Annotated in this window: 19 protein-coding genes; 4 read left to right on the forward strand and 15 right to left on the reverse strand. The window is 62.4% G+C overall.

Features of this window, described 5'->3' with window-relative positions:
* Window positions 1-38 precede the first annotated feature (38 nt).
* Window positions 39-506 carry a hypothetical protein gene (locus tag DIE11_RS17200; protein ID WP_124625771.1) on the reverse strand — a complete coding sequence of 156 codons (468 nt, stop codon included), beginning with the start codon at window positions 504-506 and terminating at the stop codon, window positions 39-41.
* Window positions 507-1,458: 952 nt separating this feature from the next.
* Here DIE11_RS17200 and DIE11_RS17205 point away from each other — a divergent pair.
* On the forward strand, window positions 1,459-2,034 hold the full coding sequence (locus DIE11_RS17205) for a hypothetical protein (RefSeq protein ID WP_124625773.1): 576 nt from the start codon (window positions 1,459-1,461) through the stop codon (window positions 2,032-2,034).
* On the forward strand, window positions 2,024-3,394 hold the full coding sequence (locus DIE11_RS17210) for a phage tail tip lysozyme (RefSeq protein WP_124625775.1): 1,371 nt from the start codon (window positions 2,024-2,026) through the stop codon (window positions 3,392-3,394). Before DIE11_RS17205 ends, DIE11_RS17210 begins: the two co-directional genes overlap by 11 nt.
* A 207-nt stretch (window positions 3,395-3,601) precedes the next feature.
* Here DIE11_RS17210 and DIE11_RS17215 read toward each other — a convergent pair whose 3' ends face one another.
* Both DIE11_RS17215 and DIE11_RS17220 read right to left on the reverse strand, forming a co-directional pair.
* Entirely contained in the window at window positions 3,602-4,522 is a 921-nt protein-coding gene (locus DIE11_RS17215; protein ID WP_124625777.1) for a nucleotidyl transferase AbiEii/AbiGii toxin family protein, read from the reverse strand.
* Window positions 4,515-5,279: a type IV toxin-antitoxin system AbiEi family antitoxin domain-containing protein gene (locus tag DIE11_RS17220; protein ID WP_124625996.1), complete on the reverse strand. Its 765-nt coding sequence runs from the start codon at window positions 5,277-5,279 to the stop codon at window positions 4,515-4,517. Before DIE11_RS17220 ends, DIE11_RS17215 begins: the two co-directional genes overlap by 8 nt.
* Before the next feature lie 248 nt (window positions 5,280-5,527).
* Between DIE11_RS17220 and DIE11_RS17225 the strand changes: the two genes are divergently transcribed.
* Window positions 5,528-5,896 carry a DUF3742 family protein gene (locus DIE11_RS17225; RefSeq protein ID WP_124625779.1) on the forward strand — a complete coding sequence of 123 codons (369 nt, stop codon included), beginning with the start codon at window positions 5,528-5,530 and terminating at the stop codon, window positions 5,894-5,896.
* Window positions 5,897-5,906: 10 nt separating this feature from the next.
* On the opposite strand, the gene DIE11_RS17230 is transcribed toward DIE11_RS17225, so the two are convergent.
* The 5 genes from DIE11_RS17230 to DIE11_RS17250 are packed head-to-tail and all read right to left on the reverse strand — an operon-like array spanning window position 5,907 to window position 10,545.
* Window positions 5,907-7,412, reverse strand: a complete 1,506-nt coding sequence (locus DIE11_RS17230) for a conjugal transfer protein TraG N-terminal domain-containing protein (RefSeq protein ID WP_124625782.1) — start codon at window positions 7,410-7,412, stop codon at window positions 5,907-5,909.
* 16 nt (window positions 7,413-7,428) lie between these two features.
* Entirely contained in the window at window positions 7,429-7,761 is a 333-nt protein-coding gene (locus DIE11_RS17235; protein ID WP_124625784.1) for a hypothetical protein, read from the reverse strand.
* Entirely contained in the window at window positions 7,758-9,164 is a 1,407-nt protein-coding gene (locus DIE11_RS17240) for an integrating conjugative element protein (protein WP_124625786.1), read from the reverse strand. Before DIE11_RS17240 ends, DIE11_RS17235 begins: the two co-directional genes overlap by 4 nt.
* 5 nt (window positions 9,165-9,169) lie before the next feature.
* A complete protein-coding gene (locus DIE11_RS17245; RefSeq protein WP_124625788.1) occupies window positions 9,170-10,114 on the reverse strand; it encodes a TIGR03756 family integrating conjugative element protein in 945 nt (314 codons plus the stop codon).
* Window positions 10,111-10,545, reverse strand: coding sequence for a TIGR03757 family integrating conjugative element protein (locus tag DIE11_RS17250; protein WP_124625790.1), 435 nt, complete (start codon window positions 10,543-10,545; stop codon window positions 10,111-10,113). The genes DIE11_RS17245 and DIE11_RS17250 overlap by 4 nt, the downstream gene beginning before the upstream one ends.
* 351 nt (window positions 10,546-10,896) lie before the next feature.
* Between DIE11_RS17250 and DIE11_RS17255 the strand changes: the two genes are divergently transcribed.
* Window positions 10,897-11,319 (forward strand): H-NS family nucleoid-associated regulatory protein, encoded by a 423-nt coding sequence (locus DIE11_RS17255; RefSeq protein ID WP_124625792.1) that lies wholly within the window; start codon window positions 10,897-10,899, stop codon window positions 11,317-11,319.
* 135 nt (window positions 11,320-11,454) lie between these two features.
* On the opposite strand, the gene DIE11_RS17260 is transcribed toward DIE11_RS17255, so the two are convergent.
* Genes DIE11_RS17260 through DIE11_RS17290 form a run of 7 tightly spaced genes read right to left on the reverse strand, consistent with a single transcriptional unit; the run spans window position 11,455 to window position 18,952 of the window.
* Window positions 11,455-12,192 (reverse strand): thioredoxin domain-containing protein, encoded by a 738-nt coding sequence (locus DIE11_RS17260; RefSeq protein WP_124625793.1) that lies wholly within the window; start codon window positions 12,190-12,192, stop codon window positions 11,455-11,457.
* A 23-nt stretch (window positions 12,193-12,215) separates the two neighbouring features.
* The gene (locus DIE11_RS17265; protein ID WP_124625795.1) at window positions 12,216-15,101 is read right to left on the reverse strand and encodes a conjugative transfer ATPase; all 2,886 of its coding nucleotides are present in this window, start codon (window positions 15,099-15,101) and stop codon (window positions 12,216-12,218) included.
* Complete coding sequence (locus DIE11_RS17270) at window positions 15,101-15,535, reverse strand: TIGR03751 family conjugal transfer lipoprotein (RefSeq protein ID WP_124625797.1); 435 nt, start codon at window positions 15,533-15,535, stop codon at window positions 15,101-15,103. Before DIE11_RS17270 ends, DIE11_RS17265 begins: the two co-directional genes overlap by 1 nt.
* The gene (locus tag DIE11_RS17275) at window positions 15,516-16,976 is read right to left on the reverse strand and encodes a TIGR03752 family integrating conjugative element protein (RefSeq protein ID WP_124625799.1); all 1,461 of its coding nucleotides are present in this window, start codon (window positions 16,974-16,976) and stop codon (window positions 15,516-15,518) included. Before DIE11_RS17275 ends, DIE11_RS17270 begins: the two co-directional genes overlap by 20 nt.
* Complete coding sequence (locus DIE11_RS17280) at window positions 16,966-17,877, reverse strand: TIGR03749 family integrating conjugative element protein (RefSeq protein ID WP_124625801.1); 912 nt, start codon at window positions 17,875-17,877, stop codon at window positions 16,966-16,968. Before DIE11_RS17280 ends, DIE11_RS17275 begins: the two co-directional genes overlap by 11 nt.
* On the reverse strand, window positions 17,874-18,557 hold the full coding sequence (locus DIE11_RS17285; protein WP_124625803.1) for a PFL_4703 family integrating conjugative element protein: 684 nt from the start codon (window positions 18,555-18,557) through the stop codon (window positions 17,874-17,876). Before DIE11_RS17285 ends, DIE11_RS17280 begins: the two co-directional genes overlap by 4 nt.
* Window positions 18,554-18,952, reverse strand: a complete 399-nt coding sequence (locus DIE11_RS17290) for a TIGR03750 family conjugal transfer protein (protein ID WP_124625805.1) — start codon at window positions 18,950-18,952, stop codon at window positions 18,554-18,556. The genes DIE11_RS17285 and DIE11_RS17290 overlap by 4 nt, the downstream gene beginning before the upstream one ends.
* Between the last annotated feature and the right edge of the window lie 2 nt (window positions 18,953-18,954).

Below are 18,954 nucleotides of genomic sequence, written 5' to 3' on the forward strand. Positions count from 1 at the left end.
AGCCCCGTGCGCGATCGTCTGGAGCTGCCTGTCAGGCTTTAGATGATTTTGAAACCTCCACAATGTCGCAGGAACATTTCGAACTTACCGAGAAACTCGGTGGAGAAGTGATAGTACGTGCTGAAGTGCGGTGTCCGCCCCTCCCCATCGCAACCGTTGCAATGCAAAGGCCCCGGGCCCACATGCGGTGGCTCGGCACGGTTGCCGGTGCCACCGCATATCGTGCAAGGGACGAGAGGTAAGGCCGCCAATGCTGCCTCGTGAGCCCGTTCGTACTGCGCAGTCTCACCTGAGGCAAGCGCACGCGCCAGCCGTTCGGCCAGCGCGCTTGCGCCGCGTGCATCAAGGCCCCAGCCATCGTTGGAATGGCCGAGATTGTTGCGAGGGATGATGTCTGGCGCGATCTTTTCGCAATAGCGCCAAAGAGGGTGCCAGCACCAGACGTTGCTTCGGAAATACCGGCCAACCTTGCTGGTCGGCGCCTTACCGAATACATCCATACCCATGTTTAATGCTCCTGAAACGGTGGAGCACCTGACCGGGATGAATGTTCATCGGCACGGAGAACCAGATGCTCCGTGTCGAGAAAACAGGGCATCCGGGGCCGGTAGGGCATCGAATGCCCCACCAGTGGGAGAACAATGTTCCGGAGGCGCATCAACCTCGATGTGCCGCAGCCGCACCCCATGGGTGCCGGATAGGCCGCTGGTATCGCTTAACGTCGCGACAGACGGGTCCGCGACTGGCGAACCAACAGGACTGCGAAGATCACGTGGACCTTGATGGCGGACTTATGGCTTTGGCGTCGTGCGACGGAGGACCTATTGCGACAAGCCTGGCGCTATTAGATGCGCTGCGGCGGAACCTGGCCACTATCAAAGCGGTGCGACGTAGAACCGGAAAGCGGCGATGCATGAGACGCCTGAGAAGTCTGAACTGCGGAAGAGGCCGCGCGTGCTATCCCAGCGCGCCCCTCGTCCGCGGCGAACGTCGTTCGGTGCTTGCGGGGAGACCTATCACTTTCGAAGGGCTTAGGAGACAGGTCACCATTCAGACGCAGGCGCCACATCCAGTGATATTCCATCCGGTGGTATCACGGCGACAGGCTCGACGCGCACCGGCACGTTCTGACGCGGGCACGGCAGCGGCAGCGCCGTGCGTCCGGCAAATGGCCATGTGCGCCCATTTGAGGACATGGATCACACTTTGAAGCGTGCAACGGGCGGTGTCGTTGGATGGACTATGACATCGCTCAGCCTCATCACATCGAACTTCGCGCTTGCTCCGCCAGGCCATGAAGCGGCTTCACTGCAGCGCTCGGCAATCTGCATGCGCGAAAACAGGGTGTGGGAGCGGCAGCAGTCAGCGTGCTAGGCTCAAAGTGCTGGGGGTGACCCCTGATCGGACGCGATCTCGCCCGCAGCGACTTGCATGTACAGATCACATGGAGCCCTGATCGTGAAATACGCCCTTCTGACAGCGCTGCTATCCCTAACGCTGGCCTCCCTGTCCAGTTATGCCGCATCGACCGCGCCCAGCGTGGCCGTCGTATCCGAGCCATGTGGTGCCAGTGAGATGGCACTTCAGTGTCGATCGCTTGGCAAAGGCAAAGCGGACTGCTTGCACCCGGTCTTGACTATCAAAACAGACGGCGCCCAGGCGCAAAAGCTTGGCAACCCCAGCGGCATCGAAGAGCAATCCCCGATAGGCTTGGCGTGCGTGACGTCCGAGGCCGACCACAACCAATATTTCTATGTGCTGTTTGGCTCACTCCCCAGCGGATGCGATGTCTGCGAATGGCATCATCTGTACGACACGCGCGGCAAGCTTCTGACGACGAGCAACCCGGCAACGATCGATATTCCCGACGCACCGCCCACGCAGTCCATTGCACCAAACAATCGATCGTTCGATGACCTGAGCAAGAAACTCAATTTAGGCCATTACCAGGCTAACAGCATTGTGTGCGTCGGCCCCCATATCGACGGAAAAGGAAATCCACTCTGCACCGCCGAGGTGAGCCATGGCCGATAATGACGAAATCTATACCGACCTCATTCAAAAGAAGGGGCTGGCGTATTTAGACAGTCAAATCAAAGACCCAGATAAGACGCACTACCGCGACCCTATAGATAATTCGCCGGGCAGGCTCGCAGGCAATTCGCATATATGGGGCGATGCGAGCCCCGAGGTTCAATCGCGCGCCATTGACGCCATCATTCAAGCCTCGCAAAAAGCCGGCCTTAATCAGCACGAGACAGCCTACGTGCTTGCCATGGGGCGCGCCGAATCCGGCTTTAATCCCGATGCTGCAGCAGGAACCACGACAGCCTATGGACTCGGGCAATTTGTGGACGGAACCGCCAAGGGGTATGCCATCACCGATGCCAACCGCGGCGATCTGACAAAGCAGGCCGAGGCCCTCGTCGCCACCTACAAAGACGATGCCGCCCTGGCTAAATCCCGCGGAAAAGGCGAGGAATATATTTATAAATACCACCACGACGGACCATCTGCGGAATTTGGCGGTCTTGAATTGTCCCAAAAGCACATCATGCCTTACGTCCCAGCTTACGAAAAATTTGTGCAGGACTATGAGAAAAAGAACCCCGTCCTGCCCGCTGACCCCGATTTCGACAAGCGCAACCACGCAGACGTATCGACGCCGGCGCATCACGGCCATGCCCATGCGAGCGGATTACTGCAACGGGGTGATAAGGGCGACGCCGTAGGCGAAGTGCAAACGGAACTTCGCGACCTGGGCTACAAAGACCATAAGGGCGATCTCATCACACCGGACAAGTCTTACGGCAATGACACCAAAGCCGCCGTGGCTGCTTTTCAGAAAGATCACGGCCTAGACATCGATGGCGTCGCCGGACCCACCACGCAAAAGGCGTTGAAGGATCAAGTGGAGGCGAAGTCGAATGCTCAAAGCGCCTTTACAGATACCGCCAAAGCATACCTGCTATCGGATGCGGCTCATCCTGGGAATGGCCTATACATGCAGGCGTACGGCAAGCTTGCCGACCTGGACACCCAAATCGGCCGCACCTCAGACCAGCGAACTGCCAATCTTGCTGGGGCCGCCACCGTTGCCGCGCTGGGGGCGGGAATCGGTCAAATCGATTACCTCTTGCCAGATATGAAAGATGGCTCAACGATGTTTGTGGCGCAGAATACATCGCCGCTAAAGACGGTCGCTGAAGTGCCCACCATGCAGGGCATGAATACGCCGCTCGAGCAGAGCAGCGCGCAATTCCAGCAGGTCACGCAGCAGCAGGCACAGGTACAACTTCAAACGCAGCAGCAGACGCAGGTGCAAGGGCAGGACATGACCCAGCAGCAGGCGCAACCGGCGATGCAAATCCAGATGAAGCTTCCCGGGCAATAGCTGGAAGGCGTGCCAGCACCGCAACGGATGGACACCGTGTGAGAAAAGCCTGAGCCACGATTCACCTTGAAATTGTGGTGACTTGTTCGGTCCCATGGATTGGCGTCCCGAATCCAAGGGCGCGCAAGCGCCCGGCCATCTGCGGGTGCTTTCTTCATGCCTGCGGAATGGCTGGGTGGTCCGTTTATGGCGTGCGGCCGTAGCCCGCTAATGGGCTGCGAGACGTGTTTCCAGCGTCTCCACCTGGGCGGCGAAATCCTTGGGGCGGCGTTGGCGAAACGTTTCGAGGTTGCTCAACTTCCATCGCAGTGCGGGAAGTTCCGCCGCGTGGGGGCATGGCAGCAGGGACCAGTCGGGTTCGGCGCGGGCGAGCCCGAGCAGGAATTGGCGATGGCGCGCGCTGAGCAGGGCCGGGAGTTCATGTCGCATGCGTGTCCGTGCATCAAGCAGCGTCGGCAGCGTGCACGGTGTTCGGGTCATGCCGATGAAGGCTCGGTCGTACTCGGCGGCTATGTCCTTGTCGTTGCCGAACAGTACTTCGTGGATAGGGCGGTTGTGCCCCGCCAGATAGATGATGAAACACTCGACCATGCCCTTAGTGATGCCGCCGGACTGATAAAGCTGCCACACGTCGTACAGGTCACGCGGGTGTTGCCGGTCCATCGCGGCCACCAGCTTGCCGCCATAGAGTTCGTCGGAAGCCAGCACAGGCACTTCGAATTCGACGCCGAAGAGATCGGACGTACCGGCGCTGAGTGGGCGCGATATGGGGGGCAACACGGTGCCGCGGAAAACCGTGTTCACTTCCACCTTGACCTGGCTGGACTCGTTCTCGGCGATCATTTTGGTATCGCCGAGATCCTTACTTCGAACCAGACGCGTCTCCACGCCGAGCGGGGCCATGCGTTCGGCGACAGCGGCCAACTCCTGGTTGATCGCCTGCAGCGCGTCGTCGCGAGGTACCTCGCGGGGGAGATACACCACGTCGATGTCGACCGATAGGCGCGGCATATCCTGGACGAACAGGTTAATGGCCGTGCCGCCTTTCATGGCAAAGATCGCGTTGTCGAACACGGCGGGTGCGACCGCGAGCAGCAGGCGGACCGTATCCGCGTAGGCTTTATCCATGGGGTTTCAGATTCAGGAGCGTGCCGTCATCGAGCCGGCTCGTCCAGCGGGCGTCGCTACCGGTGCGAACGGCATACTGGTTCAGCATGGCATCGACATCGACAACGTGGGTTTCGCGGGCCCAGGTTAGAAACAACCGAACCGCTTTGATGCTCGTGCAGCAGGAAAGAAGCTGTCCGAGGAGTTCCTTGCGTGGGCTGCGCAGACTGTCGAACAGATTGCGCGCCTCGTCGAGACTTTCCTTGACGCCGACGTCGTACAGCAATTCCAGCACGGCGCGCTCGGCGACAGACACCCGTAACGTCTCAGGCATCCCGGGCGGCGTCGCGAGCGATCGGGTCGACAGATCGGTGTCGGGCCAGTCGAATAGCCGGGCATAGGCATAGCGTGCCGGAAAGCGTGTGGTGAACCAGGCCGGCAAGGTAAAGCGCGAGTCTCCCCACAGGACGAGGGTGTCCCGGTGATGCAGATGCAGGTTGTGTCGAACCCCGTGTAGGGCCAGCGCACTTTTCCCACCGATATGAAGACCAGGCACGTGTCGCTGAAGGAAGAGGACAGCGCCATCGACGCTAAATTCGTCGTTCGGGAAGGCATAGACGGCCTGGGCCAGGCGGACCAGCCAGCCGCCCTTGGCGTAGCGCGCAGCGAGCTGCGGCGAGACGCCCAGGTGAGCGAGGGTCGCCAGATCGAACGGTGCCCCGCGAGGTAGCTCCGCCTGCAGCCGCTTGAGTACCTGATGTCGTGAATTTAGCCCCATAGTATAAAAATAGCACAAAATCCAAGCGACATGGATCGTTGCGGCGGGCGTGATACGTGACTTTGGTAGTAAAATTAGCCTCATGGTATATTTTTAATACGAAATCTAAGCATTCGGCGAGTGTTTTCGAGATTGCTCAATAAAGCGGTCAGGCGCAGGACCGATACTCGGCCGGCTAGTCGCCCGACCCACGGACTATGATGAATGTCGTGCCGGATCGCCGAACGGCGCGAAACGCGAGGTGCTTCATGACCACTACCACTCACCACCACCCCTGGGCCCAGCGAGCCGGCCAGATCGCCGGTCGTGCGTGTCGTTGGTATGCTCGTCGGGAGCAGCAGTTGCTCGGCACGTTGATCGCGCAGGGCATGCCCGCGCGTGTAGCTAGCTCGGCGCTGTGGGTCGTCAAGCTCGCCGCGCTTGGCGTGTTGCTCTATGTGGCGTTCTGGCTGACGTTGCTGCTTGCGTTCGCCATCGCTGGGGCTTGGGTTGCACGCAACACCGATTGGGAGGAGGAGCGGCCGACCGAGTGGAGAAATGGCGTCGCGGGCTATGGACTCTACACGTCCGATGGCTATCGGATTGATCCCCACGACCCAGAGGACGAAGAGGCTTGAGATTCGTTGATTATTTGAGCGCCTTCGTCGCAATTCCCGGCCCCTTTGATCCGGCTGCCTGAGCTTCTTTCGTGCCCGAAGAAAGGCCCTGAATGACGGTGCCGGCTCGCACGCCAACCCAGCTCAATGCAGCAACCCAAAAGGTTGGCAGGATGACGAACATCGCTGCCATCACGAAGTTGAGCAGCATGTCGCCGAACCCGTTGTTCAGACCCATGAATGGATTGAACGTCTGATGCGGTGAACCACTGCCGTAGAGCGCATCGAGGATCGTGCTGTCGATCCAGCGCGCGAGCTGGAACCAGAAGTCGACGAAGAAGAGGGCAAACTCGACGCAACTGATCGTGACCACGTTTTTTAGGTCGTAGGTGCCGATGAGCAGCACCAGCGGAATGCAGATCACCAGCGCGGCCTTCAGAAACGAGAGCACCATCGGCAATGCCTGACGCACCACGTCCATGCCGGGAAAGAATCCCACTGATCCGGCAGACAGTCCGACATTCGAGGTCAGTCGATTGACGCCATTGAAAAACGTTTCATCGATCTGACCGCCATAGTCGGTATAGACCTGCCCTTGATTCATGGTCTGCTGGCTTGGTGCCACGATGTCGCGGATCACGGCGTCGTCGACCTGTGTCTGCGACAGAAAGCCGGCCCATTTGCCAAGGCGTGACAGGAGGTCGGGCGAGACCTGAGCCAGAAGCCGCGCCTGCAGGCCGTTGTCGCCGTCTGACCACCACTGCGTGCACGTGGGATAGCCGCCTCCGTTCGGCACCTGAGCCAGGCCCGCGTCACGTGTCGCGTCGTATGGCCACGCGGTGCGCGGCGTGCTCGAGTGGTACGTGTTGTAGTAGCCCCCCGTGTTCATGAAATAGCTCGACCCGATCCAGTTCACGTCATCCGTCTGCTGGTCGGTGAGCGTGGGCCGGTTCGTGAACAGCTTCGCGCGCGAGGGGCCGTAGCAATCGTGCGTGAAATCGGCGACTTCCTGAGCCAGCACCGGGTCATTGATCCGCGTGTTGTCGATGTCCATACGGATCTGCCGCAGATCCGTGCCGCACGGAATGGCTGCGACGGCGGCACCCGTGATCGCCTTCGAGATCGCGTGCATGAAGAACCACCATACCGGCACCTGCGCACTCTGGTTGTTGAGCGTCGTGAACGAGGTCGCCCATCCCGTGTCCTGCGGGGTCGGTGTGTTGACCTGGCATTGCACCGAGCGCGTCTGGTCGAACTGTATCGTGCTGAGGTTCACCGGAATGAACGGGATGCCGGCGAACATGATGACGACGATCGCCACAAACACGCGATTCTCGATGCGAACGGAAGAGAGCACCCCCTTGTTACCCTCGTCAGCGCCTTCGGCACGGGCGCGCAACCACTCCTGCAGCACGATGGCGAGGAACGGCAGTGCGAAGATGCCGCTGGCCACCAGCACGTTCCAGATGCCGTTATTGACGATCCAGGCGACGAGCGTCAGATAGTATTCGAGATAGTCGGTGGTATAGAGCGTCATGGCATGTTCCTGCGCGTTAACGCAGCCAAGTGCTGCCTTCCAGCAAGGCGAGGGCGGTCACCGCCGCCAGTTCGAGGCGAAGCAATCGCGCGCGGGTCTCCGGTGCCGGTTCGCGCGCCAGCAGCCTCCGGCGCATCCACCACCAGCCCCACGCCGTGCCGGCGTAAAGCAGCAGGCGCCACACGCGGAAATAGTTCACGTGGCGGTGCATCCATTGCGTCCAGTGATCCGCGTCACCGGCTATGCGAATCCCCACCGCGTTGATCAGGAACGCGACGGTCACGATCGCGCCGAGACCGAGCAGGGCGGGGAGGGCCCGGCGCACCCGGGCACCGAGTCGTGTGCTCACGGCGTGCTGCCCTTCGGCTTCTGGATGGTGTCGAGCCGATCGCGAACCGGGTCACCCTGGTAGATCCCGCGTGAGCCAGCGGCGCGTGCTGTATTGCGCTCGACGATCGCCATCGGCGAATTCCCGGTCAGCTCGTGACGCAGCTCAAGCTCCGTCTTCAGGTTGCTGATCTCCTGCTCCAGCGTCGTGTTTTCCTGACCGACGGCCTGCTGGGCCAGTTGATTCGCCGCGACGTTGGGTTCTTCTTTCCCGGTCAGCAGTGTGCGCTGGAGCAGTAGCGCTTTTTCGAGCACGCTGGACAAAGCGACTTCGGACGCCAGGCGTTGCCCCAGGACGTCTTGATCCTGATCGTCGCGCAGGGCTTCGACCACGCCGCGCGTGATCGGCACGGCATCGCTGCTGGCGGCGGCGAGGTTCTCCGGGGTCGTCGGCTTCGTGCCGGTGATCAGGTCCTTCAGCGCCTGCAGCTTTGTCTGGTATTCATCCTGGATCATCGGCGTGAGACCGACGCCGGGCGTCGTCTGCGTTTTCGTGCAGTCCTCGCATGTTTGCGTGACCTGCTCACCCAGCACGCGCGTCGCCCAGTCTGCAGCGGCCTGCGGCGACGTCCAGGTCTGGCACGTCATGCTGCCGGCGCAGTTGGTGGTACCGATCGACGACGTGTCCGTGACGTTGCGACCATTGAGCAGGTTGTAGCCTGCCTTCGTGACATCGCTGACGACCTTGATCGGGCTCTGGCCCGATCCGCCGGCGTTGCTGCCGCCGACCCAGGGGACGCCGTTATTGCCGTGGCTGGATTCGGCTTGGTTGATCGCGGATACCGCGTCAGTGCTGTTGACTGACTGTGTCAGCGACAACCCTTCTGCAAGTTGATCCCAACTGGTCTGCCCGCCGGCGATATCAGCCATCCGGTTCGCCATGGCGCGACACGTCATCTTCGAGCGATCGAAATCCAGGCGCGCCTGCAGGATGCCGTTGGTGAGGAGGTTGTAGAGCCCGGGATCGGCCCGCTGGATGATCAGCGCCGGCAGCGAAGCGACGGCACTGGTGGCGTTCTGGATCACGTTCGACATGATCGACTGGAAGCCATTCGTCACGCCGTTGAGCTGGTTCTGCAGCGTGTTCGTGAGGCTCATGTTGCCGCAGATCAGGTTGTTGTTCCAGCCAAGGCCTACGCCGATGCTCTGCATGTTGCCGGTGCTGCTCATCGCGACTGCGCGACCGCCGCCGATGTGGTAAAGCACGTCATCGCCGATGACCTGACCGGAGACATCGACGCCATTGCTCGTTAGCTGGGTTTGCGCGTGAAGGACCGCGCTCGTCAGCAGGAGTCCGGTTGCCGTGGCAAGGCCCGCACGGTGCAGCCGGGGGAACCACCGTTGAGCGCGTGTGCGATATGTCATTGCCATTACTCCGTGAAATCCGTGCTGCCGAGAAAGATCTGGCCCCGGCGCTGGCAGCACGCATAAGGTCGCCAAAGCGCCCACGCGTAGTCGCCTTCCTTGGCCTGAACCTGTTTGTTGGTGTGGGGAAACACCGCACATGTCTTCGATAGCGTCGGCGTCAGCTCCTGCCATTTGCCGGTCGACGCATCGCTTTCCATGAGCGCGCCGGCAGGCCAGTAGCCATCATGTGCGTCCGCAAGCAATGGACGATAGACGTGGATCTGGCCACGGCGCGTCACCACGTCGCCCGCGCGCTCGGCGACGACGGCACCGGTTTCGTAGTCGTTGTCCTGATTCAGAAAGCCGCCGCGAGGGTAGACATTCCCCCACAGGTTGTCGGTCAACCGGCCGCCAATCTCGCGTCGACCGGGAATCAACGACTCGGGATAGACCGCCTCCGGGACCCCGTAGCGCCATGCGATGGTGTCGAGCGTGCTGAGCAGGTAGGGCATGAACGGCGTGGCGGCACCATCGCACGTATAGCCGAACCCGCTCGCGAAGCGACTGAAAATCGTGCCGGCCGGATCGCCGATCACGTCGGCATTCTTGAACCGGGTCAGGTTGTTTTCATGGGGCTGATTGGTCGTGCCATCCCCACCCGCCTGGGCGGTCGGATTGGACGTACTCATGAGTCGGACCTCGACCCATGGATTGGCTCCGGTGTTTGCGTAGCTCGAGACGACCGCATCCGGAATGTAGTGGCGGACCTTCGCGGAGGTCTCGACGCTGCAACCGAACGTGGTGCACTGGAGCCAGTAGCAGATCCCGACGACTTTCCATGCAAGGCAATCGGGGGAGAGCGAGGACGCGATGATGGTCGCGGTGTCGAGTGCGAATGCCGACGTGCCGATGCCGAGCAGGGCGACTGCTGTCGCAAGACGAAGCCGCCGCGAGCGAAAGGGATTCATGGATGCGTGCTCCGATAGGCGGCGATGCGTGCGATGGCGTGTCCGATATCCGGGTCGCCGTACACGACGAAGCGATCATCGACGACGACGGCAGGCAATTTAGCGACGCCCAGGTGCCAGGCCTTCACGGCACCCTCATAGGCTGATGCGAACTGGAGCTGGATACCGGGCTGGCGCTGAAGGCGACGTTGAACTTCGGCGGCGGCTGCCGATGCGTCCTGAGGCAACCCGGTGCTGAGTTGGGACTCGATGCGTTCGATATCGTCCAGCCATACCACCTGTCCAGGCGAAGCGCCGACGATGGGATGCGCCCGATCAGTGAAGACGATCAGGTGGGGCGCATTGGCTTCGCTGGCTGGCGACGGCGCGCCGAGCATCGTGACGACGACGCCGAGGCCCAGGCAGCAAACAGAACAGAATGAGCAACGCATGGATGTGTCCGGACGCGAAGCGGAAAGTGGTATGGCCCATAGTCCGCCCGAGATCACGACCGATCGCTAGGAATAAAACGGGGCGGCTCGCGACCGCGTTGTTGACCTGGCGTGTTGACGTGCGTGATGGGCTTACCTGATATCCGAGCGGCAGGGTGCGTTGCGTTGTCCGCCCGGGAGGCACGCGATGATTTCCGGCGGTTGGCACGTTATCTGATCAATGAGGCAAAGCCTTAGCGAGGCCGAATGGACGTATGTCCACGTCAAATGATTTCCTCTTGACGAATGATGATTTGGAGTCAATGCTATTTAGGCTGTCTTATTTCATTTTCATAAAACACGAGAGGATGCATGGATAAGAATCTGGATGGGCTTAGCGCCAAACAACTTCAGGATCTGATCAAGGACGCAGAGTCCAGACTCAGCGAAGCACGAATCCAAGAAGTTCAGAAAACGCGTGCCCACATTGACGATATTCTCAGCAAGTCGGGTCTGAGTCTCTCGGAGGTTTATCCGGAAACCATGGGCAAGGTGAAGGTTCGGGCCAAACGAGCCGGGGCAGGCGTTCCGAAATACCGCCATCCCACTGATCCGACGAAGACGTGGTCGGGGCAAGGCAAGAAGCCGAACTGGTTTGTCGAGGCGATCGGCAAGCGCGGTGTGACCGCCGAGTCTCTGCTCATCAGCGCCGCATCGGCGCCGAATGCACCGCGGAAAGTCGCCACGGCAAAAAAAGTGGCGAAGAAGCGGGTGGTCCGCAAGGCCGCCAAGTAACCGGATCGCCAGCGAGGTGCCCGCTCGCGGGCACCTCGTGTCATCGATGGCCAGCCTAGGCGAACGAAAGCGATGCGCCTCAATGAATGAATCCGGGATCGATGAGGCGCTGCCGCCGTAGCCTTGTGACCTAGGCTATCTTGGGGGCAATGTGGTCGTCTTAGGGTCGGACATAGCGTTATTCAGATGGTTTGTCGGTACTGCCAGGGATGGGGCTGCGGCGAGCTGGTCAATGGCGGAAAGCAGCGCATCGCCGCGCGCGGGGCCTGGAATGATCAACGTTCGTCCCGTCGTGTGATCCAGAATCTTGAGCGTTGGTGTGCCGGGAACTTGTTCTCTTTGCCCCTGGTCGACATCCCGCTGGATCGCCGAGTCGACGGTGGGCTCCTGAAGGCAGCGTTCGATGGCGTGATCCAGGCCAGGGAACGGAACCGTAGAGGGCACCCCATCGCCGTTCCCGCGAGTGTGCGCGTAGACCCATGCTGTCGCTATCCAGAATGCTTCCTGGCCTTCGGTGCGTCCAGCGCATTCGACGAGTTTCGCCTCCTGGCGCGCCGCGGGTTCATGCATTGGCAAGGGAAAGTGGCGCCACTGCCAGTTGACGTCATGATGTGCATCGATCCAATGGCGTAACTCCGAGTAGTATGCGCGGCAGTACGGGCATTCCAGATCCGCATATTCGATGATCGTGAAACGGACATGAGGATCGCCGTAAATCCAGGGCGGTCCCGCTTCGGTTGAGCGAGGGTGCCAGGGCGCAAGCTGGAGCGACAGCGTGAGCGCGATCAAGCAGAGCACGGCTGCGAGACTCACAGGCCAAATAAATCGCTTTGCCTGGATGCTGTTGAGTCGGCGTAAGGTCGTATGTTTCATGATGAGGGACATCGAGGCGTGGCTCACAGGACAAATGAAAGAGGCTCAATGCCGCGCGCGCGATCGATGCGCTCCGCGATGCGGATAGCGGCATCCAGTTCGCTGCATTGGTATTCCTGCATCAGCTTGTAGCGTTCATTCTTCTCTTCGGGCTCGGTCATCGCGAGCGCGAGATAGAGGCTCGGCGGCACGACACGAAACAGCACTTCCATGGAGCGCGAGAGAATGACGCCTTCTGTGAACTTGCCGGCTTCCTTGCGTGCCGAGAGCATCAGTGCTTTCTGCGCGGGATTGAGTTCGCGGAAGCGGGCGATCTTTTCCACCTCGTCCGGAGGCATCGAGAGGCAGATCCACCACTCGATCATGTTGAGCATCGGTTCGGCCGACTTCGGCAGATCGTCGATGTTTTGCGTCGCGAGCCAGAACCACGCGCCGAGCTTGCGCCACATCTTCGTGATCTTGACGACGTACGGCGCCAGCAACGGGTTCTTCGTGACGATGTGGCCTTCGTCCGTCACGTTGATGATGGGCCGTCCGAGGAATTGATCGCGCTCGGCAATGTTGTTGACGGTGTTGATCAGCGAGATGTACGCGATCGATAACTGCGCGTTGTAACCCTCGCGCGCGAAGGTGGCGAGGTCGACGATCGTCACGTCGGCTTCTGGCCACGGTGTGCCATCGCGGTCGAACATGTCGCCGTCGACGCCCTGGCAGAACATGTCCATCGCGTCGGCCATTTCGAGCAACCGCGCGCGTCGCATGTCGGGCAGGGTGGTGTCCCGCGCGCGCTCCCGCAGCGCGTCGCGTACGTCGCGTGTGAGGACCGTGCGTTTGTTGGTGACGCAACGATGTGCGGCATCCAGAATGCACTGCCGGATCAGGCTGCGATCCGCGCGCGTCATGCGCGCCTCTTCTTTGTCCTCGCCCCCGGTGATCATCAGCCGGGCGATGATTTCGAGCTCGCCCAGGACGTCGCGTTGCTCATCGCCGGCCGTGTGAGCCTCGCCCACCTCGTCATCGAGGGCGTCCACGTCGAGCGTCTGGACCTGACCTGGTGCTTCGACCAGCCGCCACGCATCGGCAAAGGGGGCAAGGCTCACACCCGATCCCGGGGAAAGACGCACGCGATGGACGCTGAGCCCGAGACGGGCCGCGAAGTCGCCGAACAGGCCGAAGGAATTGCCCGCCTCAACGATGAATAGCCGCGGCCGGTAGATCGCGGTGACCTGATTGAGCAGGTTGTTCAGCGTCGCCGATTTGCCGGAGCCGGTCGGACCGAATAGAAACAGATGCGCGTTCATCTGCCGGTCGAGCCGGTTGAGCGGATCGAACGTCACGAGGCCGCCGCCGCGATTGAAGACGGTCAGCCCCGGGTGCCCGGTCCCCTCGCTGCGTCCCCACACGGGCGCGAGGTTCGCGATGTGCTGCGCGAACATGAGTTGGGTGTACCACTGCCGCTTGTCTTTGGCCGGATCAAAGACACAGGGCAACCAGCGCAGATAGCTGTTGAGCGGCGCGACTTCATCGTCGTCCCGCACCGGTTGCAGACCGGCGTTGAGCATCACGTTCGCGAGATGCAGGCTACGGGCATCGATTTCGGCGTGATCGCGGCCGCACAGGTAGAAGACGACGGAGCCACGGTAGAGTTTGTGGGCCCGGCCAATGATCGAGCGAGCCTGTTCGACGTCCTGCCGGGTTTGCTCCGACGCGAGCGTCTCGCCGACGGATTTGCGACTCAGGTGGTTCAGGTGCGCTTCGAGCGTGTCCTGCGGCGTCACGACCAGGGTGATGCACATCACCGTGTCTTCGGGCATCTGGTCGAAGAGCGCGTTGATGGCGTCGCCACCCTTGCGTGTTTCGCCCGTGACGTGCCCTGTGATGGGCGGCTGGCGCAAGCGGTCGAGTACGACCACGCGATGCGGCTGACCATCGAACTGCCACGTGCCGTGCGCGGTGTCCGAGCTTGGCTGGCTGAAGAACAGCCGTTGGGCGAAGTCAGTTCCGCTCGTCAGCTCAAGCTCGTCGCCGTCGACGTCGTCCGGGTAACCGGCGAGTTGATAGAAGCGCGCGTGCGCGTCGCTGGTGTCGCCGAGGTGGGGAGGGCATGGATTGAACCAGCGCAGGAGCCAGGTGTGGATCTCGGCGGCACCGAGGCGCCGCGACTTGACGCCGGCGTTCGCGAGTCCACCGGTCAGGCGATCGCAGATCGCGTTGAGCGCCTGCTCGGGGGACTGCCCGCGGCGGCTCCCAGGACTGCCCGTGCGGCGATACACGACCAGGCGGACGCGCCGCTGCTGGCCACGCCAGGGCAAACGCGTCACCGCCGTATCGTCGAACAGCCCCCCGGGCTTGGCGACCGCCTGCAGGTGATGCGTGAAGAAGCGCAGGTAGAAATCCGTGAAGGCCGTGCCGGCTGCGCGGGGCTGAAGGTAGCCGTGCAGGCGTTCCAGGTAGTCGTTCCAGCCTGTCTCGTCTTGTGCGTAGAGCTGGACGACCCACGGATTGTCTTCGAGCTCATCGAGGCTGTCCTGCAGCGCATTTTCGAGCGTATCGCGCACATGATGCAGCCATTGCGCTTCGCGTCCTTCCGTGCCGATCGACTGGAGTTCGAAGAAGGCAGCGACCGAAGCGCCGTCATCGAGCAGCATGCACTGGGACGCGGGGAGATATTCGACCCAGGGAAGCAGATCGACAAAGGAGGGCGCGACACCGTAGAGCGTCTGTTCGTCGTCCAGCGTTGCGCCACGCTGCCCCGTTTTCCGCACGCCAGGTTCGTGCAGACCCTGGGCGAGTAAGCGGGCGAGATAGCGCGACCACGCGTCCGTCGGCGACGCAGCGTCGCCGGATGCCGCGGCTTTCGGGAGCGAGGCGGCGTCGCGGAGTCGTCGTGCAAGCGTACGCCACGACATCAGTACGCCTCCGTGCGCTCGCCCGGCATCGCGTACTGAACGCGCTGGTAGAGCGGAAACACCGTCGTGTATCCTGGTACGGGTGCCGGATCGCTGCCCGCGAGGTGCGGGAACATGTACATCGCAAGGTCCGGGTTCGGCAGCCGATGGAACTGGCGGTCGATTTCGTTTTCAGCGGTGCGGGTGTAGCTGGCATTCGCCGACGGCGCCGCCGAGACATCGTCGCGCCCCAGCGGGCGGCGCAGCGACTGCCGTGCGTCGAGCAGTTGGCGCGATGCCTGGCTCCCACTCGCCGAGCCACCGGTCTGCTGGTTCCACACGTCGAGCATGCCGGTGTCGCCGTGCGGCAGCAGTTGTTCCTTGCTGGTCGAGCACCCGCCCAGCAGCAGGGCGGCGAGGACCGTGAGCAGGGCGCTAGTCGAGATCGGTTTCATGCGTCGCTCCGAGCCGGTGATTGACCCGGCGCCCGGCCGGGTCGTAGTCGATGTTGAGGGCGCGTTCGAGATGGACGGCGACCTTCGCGCCCGGTGGCACGTAGACGGCAGCGAAAGCCTGGCCGTACAGCTTGTTGACCCACTGCGACATGTCCTGCACGCCGCCCGCGAGAATCCGCCCCATCGCCTCGTTGCCCGAGATGCCCACGGTACCGAGCGTGCCGTTGCTGTTGCTGACGTACGAGACGCTGCCGTCGTTCGTCTTGATCAGCGACGCGGCCGCCGCGCCCGCCGCGGTGATGAGCGCCTGCGAGCCGAGGTACTGCTGGGCATTGCTATGACGGTCGCCGCTGACGCAAGGCACGCCGAAGGGATCGCTGATCCAGCCCAGGCCACCCTCGATGGAGTTCGTGTTGCTGGTCTGCGTGGTGGTGCTCGACGTCGCGCTCTGGTTCTTCTCGTCGGGGAGGGTGCGGACCGTCCCGTCGGTGAACACGAAGGTGATCGAGCGGATCTGGCCGCGTACACACGAGAGCGTCCAGTCACCGGTGGCGGTGCCGCTCATGACCGCGCCAGCGACATCGGGCAGATCGATGCCATTGGCCGTCAGGTTGTCCGGGCCGACCAGGACCTTGAAGGGGTACGGGTCGTTGACCGTACCGTCGATCGGCACCCTGCCGATGAGCGCCGTCATCGCGACCGAGCCAATCAGCGTGGCATTCGCCGGGACGGTGTAGACGGGCTTGGCAGGGGGCGCCTTCGCCTCGGCCGACGATGGGTTGGCCGCTGCCGTGTCATTCGCCGGCTTGCCGGGGTCGTCCCCCTCGGCGAAGCTGGTCGGAAAGGCATCAGTGCCATGCGTGGATGTCGCGCCTGACGCGCCATGGGCTTTGTCCGTCGGCTTGGCATCCTGAGGTTCGACCCACTGCGTGCCGTCGGTGCCAAGACCCTGACCATCGCCGTCGTGCAGCCCGAGCCCGACCGGCAGATCGGTCTGCGTGTTCTTGTTGCCGAGCCCATCCAGCTTGTGTTGCAAGTCTTGCAGCAGGCCTTGGGTCTGCTGCTGATCCGTACTGACCTTGTCGCGCTCCTGCTTCAGGCGATCACGCTCGCCGCTCAGGGCACTTTGCACGCGTTGATCGACGTCGCTTTCGCGTTGACGCAGCCGGTCGTTTTCGGTTTTCTGCGCCTTGTTGTCCGTGAGTACGGTCTGCAGTTCGCTGCGCAACTGCTTGACCTGCCCGACGAGGGTCGCGACTGTATCGCGCGGTGTGTCGCCCTCGATGCCGAGCGCTTTCATTTCCTCGGGCGTGAGCTGGCTGTCGGCGGTGTGCGGCGCGGCCGCGCGTCCGTGCCCGCCGGAGAACAGTCGGATGACGCCGAACACCAGCAGCAACGCGATCGGAATCATCAGCCACTTCAGGAGGCCGTTACTTTTCATGATCAGCCTCTCCCGCGCTCGCGCTCGGTGCAGGAACCGGCGGCATGTTGATCGTCGAGTCGACCGGACTGATGGACGGCAGCAGCGATTCCGCCAGTCCGTGCCGGTGCGTGACCAGGTAGACCACGGTCGTGTCGGTGGACTGCCCGACGGGTCCAAGATCCGGATGCTGGAACGTTGCCGCGATGAAGTCGCCCTGGAGCGCGCGCGGGTCGAGTGCCAGGGAGGTCGACGAACGGTTGGTCAGGCGAATGGCGGTGACCCAGTAGTCCGTCATGCGCCACGCGGCCAACGCTGAGGCGCGCACGGGCAGCGTGGGCATCAGCGTGTCGAGGGGGAGGTCGTGCCGGACATTCGCGCGGGCGAGTCCGGCGACCGGTTCAACAGTCCGCAAGGGGGCGTAGAGGCTTTGCGCTGCATACCGAGTCAGGACGACAGGGATCGGCGTCTCGACGGCGGCCGATGCTGCCGTCGTCGCGGTCATGGCGGGTTCGGTTGTGCTGGTGGCGGCCGATCCATAGCGCGTCGCAGGAAGCGGGTCGGTCACGATGCGCACCGGTTCGAGGGGTGCCTGTTGCGCGTCGGCCGGCTTCGCTTGGATGTCGACGAGGATCAGCGCGCCGTTGCTCACGTCCTGCAACTGCAGACGGGAGGGCTGAATGGGCGCGCTCGCTCGAAGATAGACGGCACCGCCTGCACTCTGAACGCGCAGGTGATCGGCGATCGCGGGTGGCACGCCGACGCGCACGTTACGATCGATGAAAAGCACACGCTCCTGGCCGACCACCAGCGGCACGGCCAGCGGGAGTCGTTGCCAGTGCAGGATTTCGACAGCGTGGCCCGTGCTCGCAAGACCGAGGGTGGCAGCGATCATCAGGCAGGGCAAAGAGCGACGGGTCATGGGGATGCTCCCGGAACAGGCGCAGAGGCCGCGGACGACGGCGAGGGCGGAACGGGGACCGCAATGCGCTCGGGGGGACGGGCGTAGCAGTCGAGCGCCAGGCCAAAGGGATTGCGCTCCGGATCGACGTCGGCCCGCACGACTTTCAGCGCGTAGCGCACCAGCGCACGTTTCACCTGCTCGGATTCGAAGTATTCGTCGGCGGTCAGATCGAGCGTGACGATCCAGCTATCGCTCGAAAGCACCTTCACGCGGGTCGTCGGATCATCGCCGTAGCCCCGTCCCGGAATTTCATAGACGCCGCGCACGCGCTGACGCAGCTCGCCGCTGTCCCGGCGAACCGCGAAGTCCTGTTGCAAGGTGCTCTGGCAAGACGGTGTCAGGTACGCGGATAGCGCGTGTAGATTGCGCGGATAGTCGTCTTCGCCATTCGTGGGCCAGCGATTGAGCTGCTGGAACACGTAGAACGCGAACGTATAAACCGACTCCGGCGGCACCTCCCACCATTTTCTGGTGCTGCCGGAACGCAGGTCGGGCGGCACATGGATCGTGAGGTTTTTCGGGGCACTCCACCAGCCGAGACCGAGCAGAAGCGCGAGTGCGAACAATGCGGCACCGGCCAGGCGCAACGTCCTGACGTGCGCTTGCAGATGTTCGACTTCGTTCTTGAAGCGACTCATGAGCGGCTCCGTCGCGTTGTCCAGCAACCGGTGCGATCAATGAGATCGGCACCACCGAGGAGTCGCGTGGCCGCGGGTAGATGACGGCGGGCTAGCCATTGGATTTGTCGGTAAAGCCACGTCTCTGGCCGACCACGCTTGCGGCGCCGAAGAAATCCGCCGCCGAAGAAGAGGCCGATGGCAATGCCGATCACGACGAGCGTGGGCGCAACGGCGATGCTGCGCGTGAGCAGCGCGAGCGGAATGCCGGCGAGTAGGCTCAATGTCGCAGCCAGGCCGACGGTCATCCACAGCTCGTCGGCGGTCATGCCGCGCACAATGACCGGCTGCCGGTTGAGGCGATGCGGCAGGAACGTGACCGTGCCATCGCTGCGCAGGTGGGTCGTGTCCGACATGG

This window comes from Burkholderia sp. Bp9012, from assembly GCF_003853825.1.
Lineage (GTDB): Bacteria > Pseudomonadota > Gammaproteobacteria > Burkholderiales > Burkholderiaceae > Burkholderia > Burkholderia diffusa.